Origin of the sequence: Pontibacterium sp. (genome assembly GCF_964228735.1) — a bacterium.
Classification (GTDB): domain Bacteria; phylum Pseudomonadota; class Gammaproteobacteria; order Pseudomonadales; family Balneatricaceae; genus Pontibacterium.
In genome coordinates this window covers 1-9,094 of record NZ_CAXRBQ010000182.1, presented here as the reverse complement: position 1 = coordinate 9,094, position 9,094 = coordinate 1, and the positions used below count along the sequence as shown (strand labels likewise).

Annotated in this window: 10 protein-coding genes; 7 read left to right on the top strand and 3 right to left on the bottom strand. The window is 54.5% G+C overall.

Features of this window, described 5'->3' with window-relative positions:
* The coding region (locus ACEQ15_RS19425) for an EAL domain-containing protein (RefSeq protein WP_370280915.1) at positions 1–1,875 on the top strand (1,875 nt) is incomplete at its 5' end.
* Positions 1,876–1,902: 27 nt separating this feature from the next.
* Here the strand turns inward: ACEQ15_RS19425 and ACEQ15_RS19420 are convergent.
* Positions 1,903–2,277, bottom strand: coding sequence for an STAS/SEC14 domain-containing protein (locus ACEQ15_RS19420; RefSeq protein ID WP_370280913.1), 375 nt, complete (start codon positions 2,275–2,277; stop codon positions 1,903–1,905).
* 109 nt (positions 2,278–2,386) lie between these two features.
* On the opposite strand from ACEQ15_RS19420, the gene ACEQ15_RS19415 reads away from it, so the two are divergent.
* Entirely contained in the window at positions 2,387–2,860 is a 474-nt protein-coding gene (locus ACEQ15_RS19415) for a DUF2947 domain-containing protein (RefSeq protein WP_370280912.1), read from the top strand.
* Here ACEQ15_RS19415 and ACEQ15_RS19410 read toward each other — a convergent pair.
* Positions 2,857–3,783 carry a LysR family transcriptional regulator gene (locus tag ACEQ15_RS19410; protein ID WP_370280911.1) on the bottom strand — a complete coding sequence of 309 codons (927 nt, stop codon included), beginning with the start codon at positions 3,781–3,783 and terminating at the stop codon, positions 2,857–2,859. The genes ACEQ15_RS19415 and ACEQ15_RS19410 overlap by 4 nt on opposite strands.
* Before the next feature lie 124 nt (positions 3,784–3,907).
* On the opposite strand from ACEQ15_RS19410, the gene ACEQ15_RS19405 reads away from it, so the two are divergent.
* The 4 genes from ACEQ15_RS19405 (at position 3,908) to ACEQ15_RS19390 (ending at position 7,823) form a co-directional block, all read left to right on the top strand.
* Positions 3,908–4,510, top strand: coding sequence for an FMN-dependent NADH-azoreductase (locus tag ACEQ15_RS19405; RefSeq protein WP_370280910.1), 603 nt, complete (start codon positions 3,908–3,910; stop codon positions 4,508–4,510).
* A 46-nt stretch (positions 4,511–4,556) separates the two neighbouring features.
* Complete coding sequence (locus ACEQ15_RS19400; RefSeq protein WP_370280909.1) at positions 4,557–5,546, top strand: glutathione S-transferase family protein; 990 nt, start codon at positions 4,557–4,559, stop codon at positions 5,544–5,546.
* Between the two features lie 14 nt (positions 5,547–5,560).
* The gene (locus tag ACEQ15_RS19395; protein WP_370280907.1) at positions 5,561–6,409 is read left to right on the top strand and encodes a pirin family protein; all 849 of its coding nucleotides are present in this window, start codon (positions 5,561–5,563) and stop codon (positions 6,407–6,409) included.
* Between the two features lie 238 nt (positions 6,410–6,647).
* Complete coding sequence (locus ACEQ15_RS19390) at positions 6,648–7,823, top strand: M20 aminoacylase family protein (RefSeq protein WP_370280906.1); 1,176 nt, start codon at positions 6,648–6,650, stop codon at positions 7,821–7,823.
* An 82-nt stretch (positions 7,824–7,905) separates the two neighbouring features.
* On the opposite strand, the gene ACEQ15_RS19385 is transcribed toward ACEQ15_RS19390, so the two are convergent.
* On the bottom strand, positions 7,906–8,463 hold the full coding sequence (locus tag ACEQ15_RS19385) for an NUDIX domain-containing protein (protein WP_370280905.1): 558 nt from the start codon (positions 8,461–8,463) through the stop codon (positions 7,906–7,908).
* 336 nt (positions 8,464–8,799) lie between these two features.
* On the opposite strand from ACEQ15_RS19385, the gene ACEQ15_RS19380 reads away from it, so the two are divergent.
* Positions 8,800–9,094: hypothetical protein (locus ACEQ15_RS19380; protein ID WP_370280904.1), on the top strand; the 295-nt coding region annotated here is incomplete at its 3' end.

The following is a 9,094-nucleotide window of genomic DNA, read 5'->3' as shown; positions in this document are numbered from 1 at the left end:
ATCTCCACACTCGATGGCTATATGTTGCAGTATCCCCCTGACCTGTCCCTCAATGGCGAACATGTTGGCTTGGTCTTCCCCGACAGCGGCAAGGATATTCTCCTGGAGATTCGCGACCTGGCGAAGGATCAAAAGCAGGGTTTTATCCGTTATATGTGGCCCAAGGATGGCAAACGTGGTGAGGCCGCCATCAAATTCAGCTACGTAAAGCTGTTTGAGCCCTATGGCTGGGTGATTGGTACCGGTGCTTATCTGGAGACGGTGCGTAACGAGCTGAGCCGGCGCGAGCTTACCCTGGCCGATCAAGTTAAAAAACGGATCTACAGTGCCGTTGTGGTACTGGGGGCAGAGTTGCTGATCGTGCTGGCAGCCATGTGGCTGATCGGCAAACGTCTGGCGGGCAATATGCGCCTGATCCGGCATAGCTTTGAGGAGTCGGTCTCGAGTCGTCAGCATATCGACGTGGAAGAGGTCTACTTCGACGAGTTTCGCGCTTTGGCGCATAGTGCCAACAACATGATCGATGGCCTGAACCAACAGGCAGATGAATTGCAGCACCGGGTGCTACACGATCACCTGACCTCCCTGCCAAACCGCTTACAGGGGGCCAGCCACCTGAACAGCATGATCGAGCGTTCCATCCATTCCCAGTCGATGGTGGGGCTGCTGTTTATCGATCTGGATAACTTCAAAGAGATCAACGACTCCCTCGGCCACTCGGCCGGTGACGAGCTGCTGCAGAAGGTGTCCCTGCGTCTGCAGAGCGTGGTGCGCGAAGACGATATTGTGGCACGGTTGGGTGGCGACGAATTTACCGTAATCACCGGCCTGCTAAGTGTGCGTTCCGATGCGGCGGTGATTGCCGACAAACTGCTGGCCGCGTTCCGTCAGCCGTTTACCGTGGAAAACACCGAACTGCATATCACCGCCAGTATCGGTATCAGCCTGTTTCCGGACGATGGCGACGACGCGGAGATCCTGCTGCGTAACGCCGATTCCGCGATGTATGAAGCAAAACGGGACGGCCGCAACGGCTTCCGCTTCTATACACCGGATATGACTGTTGAGGTGCGTCAGCGTGTGCTGATGACCGACGAGTTGCGCGAGGCGATCGACAAGGGGCAGTTCCTGCTGCACTTCCAGCCGCAGCTGTGCCTCAGTACCGGTGAAGTGATTGGTGCCGAAGCCCTGGTGCGCTGGAAACATCCAGAGCGGGGCATGGTACCGCCGGGAGAATTTATCCCGTATGCCGAATCCAGTGGTCAGATCGCCCAGATCGGTGAGTGGGTGCTGCGCGAAGCCTGTGCCAAGATGGCCGAGTGGCACGCACAGGGGTATTCACTGCGCAAGGTGGCGGTGAATATCTCCAACCAGCAACTGCGTCGCCGCTCACTGGTCACCCTGGTGAAGAGTGCATTGAAAGATACCGGCTGCGAACCGGATGCGCTGGAGCTGGAGATCACCGAAAGCACCCTGATGCAGAATCCGGAAGAGATGGTTGAAGAGCTGGTGCAGCTGAAGGCACTGGGGATCAGCCTGGCGATTGATGACTTCGGTACCGGTTACTCGTCACTGAGCTACCTCAAGCAGTTGCCGATCAACAAGCTGAAGATCGACCGCTCCTTCGTGCGTGATATCGATGTGGATGAGAACGACCGTGCCATCACCCGTGCGATAGTGGCATTGGGCAAGAGCCTGAACCTGACGGTGATTGCAGAGGGGGTAGAATATGCGTCGCAGATTTCGTTCCTGGCGAACGAAGAGTGTGAGCAGATCCAAGGGTTCTTCTACAGCAAACCGCTGCCGGAAGCGGAGTTCCTGGAGTACCTCAACACCCATAAATCCCGACGGGAGGAGATGGCAGAGTGGATCTGACCGCTCTGCCATCGATGCGATAGCAACTTAGACTTCGTCGTTACCGTCGATCCAGTGCAGCGCCTGCAGGAACTGCGCGCCGGTGAAGTGACGAGTTTCGCCGCCTGCCAGCAGATCACCAATCTTTGCCAACCACTCCATCCAGCCAGCATCACCCACCACGGCCAGACGCAGGAAGTCGTTGCGGTGCGCCAATCCAAACTTCGCCTCTTCCCACAGAGCTGCCGCCTCAAACCCGGTGAATCCGTGGTCCAGGTACAGCAGTACGCGTATTTTCTCGTGCGCGGCCAGTTTTTCTTCAAGGAGTGGGATAAAGGTTTCGGTATAGTCCTTGGCGGTGAGAGTTTCCGTCGCCTGTACAACGATAATATCCCCGGCCGTTTCCGGTAGGTTGTAGAGCATAGTGGTTTCCTTTTTGAAAAACGCTTTGCCGGGGATTATACGCGGGAACGGTGCTTTTATCCGGTCTAAAGGGTATAGTGCTCCACCTGATTATTGACGGGTCTGACTGATGAACTACATCCCACTATCTGAGTACAAAAAAGCCTGGATTTTCCGCCACCGTGATCTGCCTCTGAGCGCTGAGGACCTGGAACAGATCAAACCGATGACGGAAAAGCGTGCGGCTGAAGTGTGGTCTCAGAATGTGAGTCGTCAGAGCACCCACTACACCCATTTTTGCAAGGGTGACTGGGCCGGACAGGGTAACACCTGGGAAGCGAGTGGTAGCTGGCAGGGTGCCTGGGACAGCGACGATATGGCTCTGCCGGAGGAGCTGGCGGCGTTTATCCAGTGGGACGACAACACCGTGGTGTACTTCTGCTACGAAAGCGACCACGTAATCCAGACCACCTGGGAAGTGTTCAAGCGCGCGTGGAAAAACTTCCTGTTTATGGACGATGGCCCGTTGCTGATCGGCCGTAAGCGGAAGGAAGTGGCCCAGTTCTTTGAAAACGGTCAGTTCAAACTGGGACGCCGTCCTTAAACTTCAGGTTTTAAAACCCCTGGTTTGATCTCTTCAGGAAAATGCTGCGCCACGGCCGCTTTGATCGCCTGGCCTAAGTGGCGCGCAGCCCGTCCCGCATAATCGCCCTGACTGTATACCAGATAAAGCTGCACTCGGCGCTCTGAGCCCTCCTGCATCGGCAACGGTTTCAACAGACCCTGTTCCAGCTTGTCCATGATTTTGATCTGTGGAAACCAGGCGTAGCCAAGGCCTTTACATGCAGCATCGATGGCGGTGCTCTGGTTACTCAGTGTTAGTCGTTGCTGCGCACCCAACCAACCCGCATCCGCGCGTCGTGTGCCTGAATCACGTACAACCAGCTGGCGTTGTTGGCGCAGATCCTGGTAGGTTAGATCTCGTCCCAGTTGATGCAACGGGTGATCTGGATGGGCGACTGCGATAAACCTGATCATCAGCAGTGGATCACCCAGAAAACCGGTCGGTACCATACCCGTGATCGCCAGATCCACTTCCCGCGTAATGACAGCATCTTGGGTGCCGCTCAATACCGTTTCTTTTATATCAACACGGGTCTGGGGCGCATCTTTGCTGAACTGAGAAAGAGCTTCCAGTATCAGCCAGGGTGGAAACAGCGTCTCCACCGCCATATTGACCTCCGCTTCCCACTGTTCGCCAAACTGCGCCGCCAGTGCCTCAATCTGTTCTGCTTCATGGACCAGGGTTTTCGCCCGTTGCAGTAGGATCTGCCCGGCGGGGGTGAGCTGTGCCTTGCGCCCCTGGATCGCCAGTACTGGGATACCCAGGCTTCCCTCCAGTTTCTGGATTGCATAACTGACTGCCGACTGGCTCTTACCGATCGCTTCCGCCGCCTGGGCATAGCCACCGTGCTCCACGACGGCGATCAGGGCTTGCCACTGTTCCAGCGTTACCTGTGTTTTCATCTTATATATCTAAAAAATTGATAATAATGCGTATATTTTTGCTGTTTTTAATCGTTTAAATCAATACGAAAATAGCTCCATCAACATCGAACACAGCGATTCACATTCATTTTAGGAGCAAACCATGAGCAAACTACTGCATATCAAAGCAAGCGTATTTGGTGACGAAGGTCAGTCCAGCCAGTTGGCTGCACGTTACATCGATCAGTGGCAGCAGCGTAACCTGGGTAACGAAGTAGTCGTACGTGATCTGGTGGGTGACTCCGTACCACACCTGGATGGCGCAGTCGTTGGTGCTTTCTTTACCCCGGAAGAGCAGCGCAGCGCTGAACAGCAGGCGATCGTGGATTTCTCCGACACCCTGATCAAAGAGCTACAGGATGCTGACGAAATCGTACTGGGCTTGCCACTGTACAACTTCGGTGTGCCATCGCAGATGAAAGCGTACTTTGACCATCTGGCGCGTGCAGGCGTGACCTTCAAGTACACCGAAACCGGCCCGGTGGGTTTGTTGGAAGACAAGCCGGTACGCGTATTTGCTACCCGCGGTGGTTTGTACAAAGACACCGGCATGGATCACCAGGTGCCATTCCTGAAGCAGTTCCTGGGCTTTATTGGTCTGAATAACGTAGAGGTTATCTATGCAGAAGGTCTGAGCATGGAAGAGGTGAAGGAAGACTCTCTGGCAAAAGCCCGCGAAGCAGTGGATCAGCTGGCATCTGTCTGATCCGCATCAACCAAAAAACAACGTAGAGCGTACGTGGAGGTGAACAATGGGCTTATTGATTGATGGCGTATGGCATGATCGCTGGTACGAAACCAAAGCAAGCGGCGGCAAGTTCGTGCGCAGTGAATCGCAGTTTCGTAACTGGATCACACCGGGTGGTCGCCCAGGTCCAAGCGGCAGCGGTGGTTTTGAAGCCGAAGCGGGTCGCTACCACCTCTACGTGTCGCTGGCGTGTCCCTGGGCACATCGCACACTGATTATGCGTAGCCTGAAGGGGCTGGAAGAGATGATCTCCGTATCAGTGGTTGATGCGCTGATGTTGGAGCAGGGCTGGACCTTTAACAACCCCGATGCCAGCGCGCCGGCGGGTACAGGTGACACTTTGTACGGCCTGAACTATCTGCATCAGGTGTACAGCAAGGCACAGCCGGATTACACCGGACGGGTAACGGTACCGGTGTTGTGGGACAAAAAGCAGCAGACCATCGTTAACAACGAATCCTCCGAAATTATCCGCATGCTGAACAACGCGTTTGATCATCTGGGTGCGAAAGCGGGGGACTACTACCCGCAAGCGTTGCAGAACGAGATTGATGTGGTCAATGAGTGGATCTATCCGAACGTAAACAACGGTGTGTATCGGGCGGGTTTTGCCACGACGCAGGACGCTTACGATGAAGCGGTGGAGGCACTGTTTACCACCCTGGATGAGCTGGAAGAAAAACTGAGCAAGCAGAGCTATCTGGTGGGTGACCAATTGACAGAAGCAGATATCCGCTTGTTTACCACGCTGGTGCGCTTTGATCCGGTGTATGTGAGCCACTTCAAGTGTGACCGCAAAATGATTGCCGAGTACCCGGCCCTGCGTGGTTACCTACGTGAGCTGTATCAACTGCCGGGGGTAGCGGAGACCACCAATATGGAACATATCCGCCACCACTACTTTGCAAGCCATCGAATGATCAATCCAACCGGCATTATCCCGGTGGGCCCCGAGTTTGACCTGCTGGCCCCTCATGGGCGCGAGCAACTGTAAGGCGGAGATACAACATGACTATCCGAACCATTCAACAGATTATTCCGGCCATCGATACCAGCGACGGTGCGGGTGTGCAGCTTAAGCGGAGCATTGGCCAGCGCCAGCGTATCCGGGTTGATCCGTTCCTGATGCTGGATGCCTTTAACTCTGCCAACGCAGATGACTATATCGCCGGTTTCCCGCCCCACCCACACCGAGGTTTTGAAACTGTGACCTATATGCTCAACGGTAGCATGATTCACCGTGATCATATGGGCAACGAGGGTGAGCTGGTTGCTGGCGGTGTGCAGTGGATGACCGCCGGGCGAGGAGTGATTCACGAAGAACGTCCGCAACGTACCGATGGACTGATGCGGGGTTTCCAGCTGTGGGTAAACCTGCCGGCCAGTGAAAAGATGAAACCGGCCCACTACCAGAACATCGAGCCTGAGCAGGTGCCGGAGGTACAGCTGCCAAGTGGTGGTCAGGTTCGCGTGGTTGCCGGTAGCCTGGACGTGGGCGGTGATACCGTGTCTGGCCCTGTAACAGGTGTGGCCGCTGATCCGGTGTATCTGGACCTGCGCCTGCAGCCGGGTGAGAGCTTTACCTACCCGGTGCCGGAAACTCACAACCTGTTTATCTACCCATACGAAGGCGCATTGCAGGTGGATAATCGCCGCATCCAAACCGATCATGCGGTGGTGTTGGCGGATGGTGACGAGGTCTCAGTGCAGGCTTCGGACTCTGGTGCGACATTCCTGCTGTTGGCGGGTAAACCGATCGGCGAACCAATTGCCCAGTATGGCCCGTTTGTGATGAATACACCGGAAGAGATCGACCAGGCGCTGAAGGATTATCAGGACGGTCGGTTGACGGACTAAGTTCACTTTTTAGTTAGTAGTAGCTTGCCCCGACAACGTATTCGTTGCCGGGGCTTTTTTATGGACGCGACTTATTGCCCATCACAATCGGCGACAGGCATAACCTGTTAACCGGTTGGTTGTTACCCGGACCGTATTCTTCGACTGATTTATCGGCATTTACGCCGCAAATACCTTAGAATTGCAGCCCGATATTGAGATTTACCCTGAGTAATCCGGCAGGGGAGAGAGAATTACGATGACGGAATTGATCGCTCAGGAGAGTGAACTGCACGTTTTGATGAGAGAGTGGCGTCGCGACTTGCACGCCCATCCCGAGACGGCATTTGAAGAACACCGTACTGCTGCCAAGGTTGCTGATCTGCTGCAATCCTTTGGTCTGGAAGTACATACCGGGCTCGCTGAAACCGGTGTTGTAGCGACGCTGACTGGTAAAGCAGCAGGGAAAGGCATGATTGGTCTGCGGGCTGATATGGACGCGCTGAATCTGCAGGAGCTGAACAGTTTCTCTCATTGTTCGCAACACGACGGTAAGATGCACGGTTGTGGGCATGACGGGCACACGGCCATGTTGCTCGGTGCAGCGAAATATCTGGCAGAACATCGTGATTTTGCTGGGACAGTCGTGTTCATTTTCCAGCCTGCTGAAGAGGGAAAGGCCGGTGCGCGGCTGATGTGTGAACAAGGTTTGTTCGAGCAGTTTCCAGTGGATGCCGTGTATGGCATGCACAACTGGCCAGGTTTAAATAAAGGTGAATTTACGGTACATCACGGGCCGGTCATGGCAGCGATGGATCTGTTTGATATACAGATCACCGGTAACGGTTGCCACGCAGGTATGCCTCACATGGGCGTTGATCCTGTTGTGGTTGCCGGACAGTTGATCGGGGCGCTGCAGGGGATTGTAAGCCGTAATCTTAGCCCTCTGGATTCCGGGGTGGTCAGCGTTACCCAGATGCATGGGGGGGATGCTCACAATATAGTACCGGACAGCGTAACGTTGTCCGGCACCTGTAGAACATTCTGTGAAGATGTGAGAGCGCAGATCCGACAGCAGATGGCAAACATGGTCGAGAACATCTGCGCGGCATATGGAGCAACAGGTACACTGGATTATCGCTCGGGCTATCCGGCTACGGTAAACGACCCGGAGCACGCTGCGCTTTGTGCCGATATTGCGGGAAGCCTGGTTGGCAAGGAAAAAGTCCATCAGAGTGAACCGCCGAGTATGGGGGCTGAAGACTTCTCTTTTATGCTGCGGGAACGCCCGGGAGCCTACATCTGGATCGGTAACGGTTCGGCAGAAGGTGGGCGGGGACTGCACAACCCTTACTATGACTTTAACGACGAAATATTGCCGTTGGGTGCCAGTTATTGGGTATCTCTAGTGCAAGGGCTGCAGCCTGCGAGCTAGATCAATAGGAAATCAAAATAACGTCGGCGTCCAGATGTTGGTTTTATGGACGCTGACTTTTCCTTTCACCGCTTCAAACTGATCAAACGCCAAACTTATCCCGTTGCAGCGCCAGTTTCATTAATCCGGCTACACTCAGCGAATCGGTAATCTCGCCATCCAGTGCCATACGGATCGCGTCATCCAAAGACAGGCGGCGGATGGTAATGTCTTCGGTGTCTTCGTGATCGTGTTCTTCCTGGCAAAGCCCTTTGGCCACAAACAGGTAGGCGATCTCGTTACAGACGGAGTTGGACGGGTGCATGGTCATTAGAGGGAAGTATTCATCGGCGACCAGGCCGGTTTCCTCTTTCAGCTCCCGGCGGGCGCATTCCAGCGGATCTTCCCCGACCGGGCTGCCACCTTCCGGAATCTCCCAGGAATATTCGTTCAGGGCGTAACGCCACTGTCCAACCAGCCAGGTGTAACCTTCATCATCCACGGGAATAACACCCACGGCTTCATTCTTAAAAGTCACCACACCGTAAATTCCACGGCCACCGGCAGGGTTGACCACCTGGTGTTCGCATACGTTGATCCATGGATTATCGTACTGGTCTTCCTGGCTTAGGGTTTGCCATGGGTTTTCATAATCTTTCACAGCCTGTCCTTCTTACGCACATCCAAAATCAAACAAATCTAACCACATCACTGTTTCTCGGCCATGCAGTCTTTCAGTGCGATAGTGACACAAATCTCTAAGAAATGGGTGCTGTTGCAATGCCGTAATCAGACCTTTGGCGTGATCTGCAAGAAAGTTCTAGGTAAACCGCAAGATACTTCCAAGGTGTTGTATTAGCTGTTGCTAAACCTACTTTAATCCTCAAGGGCTGGAGCGTTCGTCATGGAACAGATTACTAAAAGCTCAGTTCGCCGCTTGCCAAGGTTGTCTGCAGGGATAGTGGTGCAAGTGGTTTCAAAGGATGGACAGTTAAAAATGTTAACGCTGTTGGTCGAGGTACATGGGGCTGAGGTGGTGATTGGCCGCCTGCCTGGCTCGGCAGCCGAGCGTGAACTCTATTTCGGGTTCAACCAGACCTTGCTGGTTCGAACAACCGACCGAGGCGTCATCTACTCCTGTGACACACAGGTTGTAGACGTTTCCCTGCACCGCGCACGCCTGCGCAAGACTACCGCACCCCGGGAGATCTACCGCCAGTACCAGCGTATGGATCAACGCTATGACTGTGCACTGTGCGCGTATCTGCATGGGCATTGCGCGGTGCAGGATG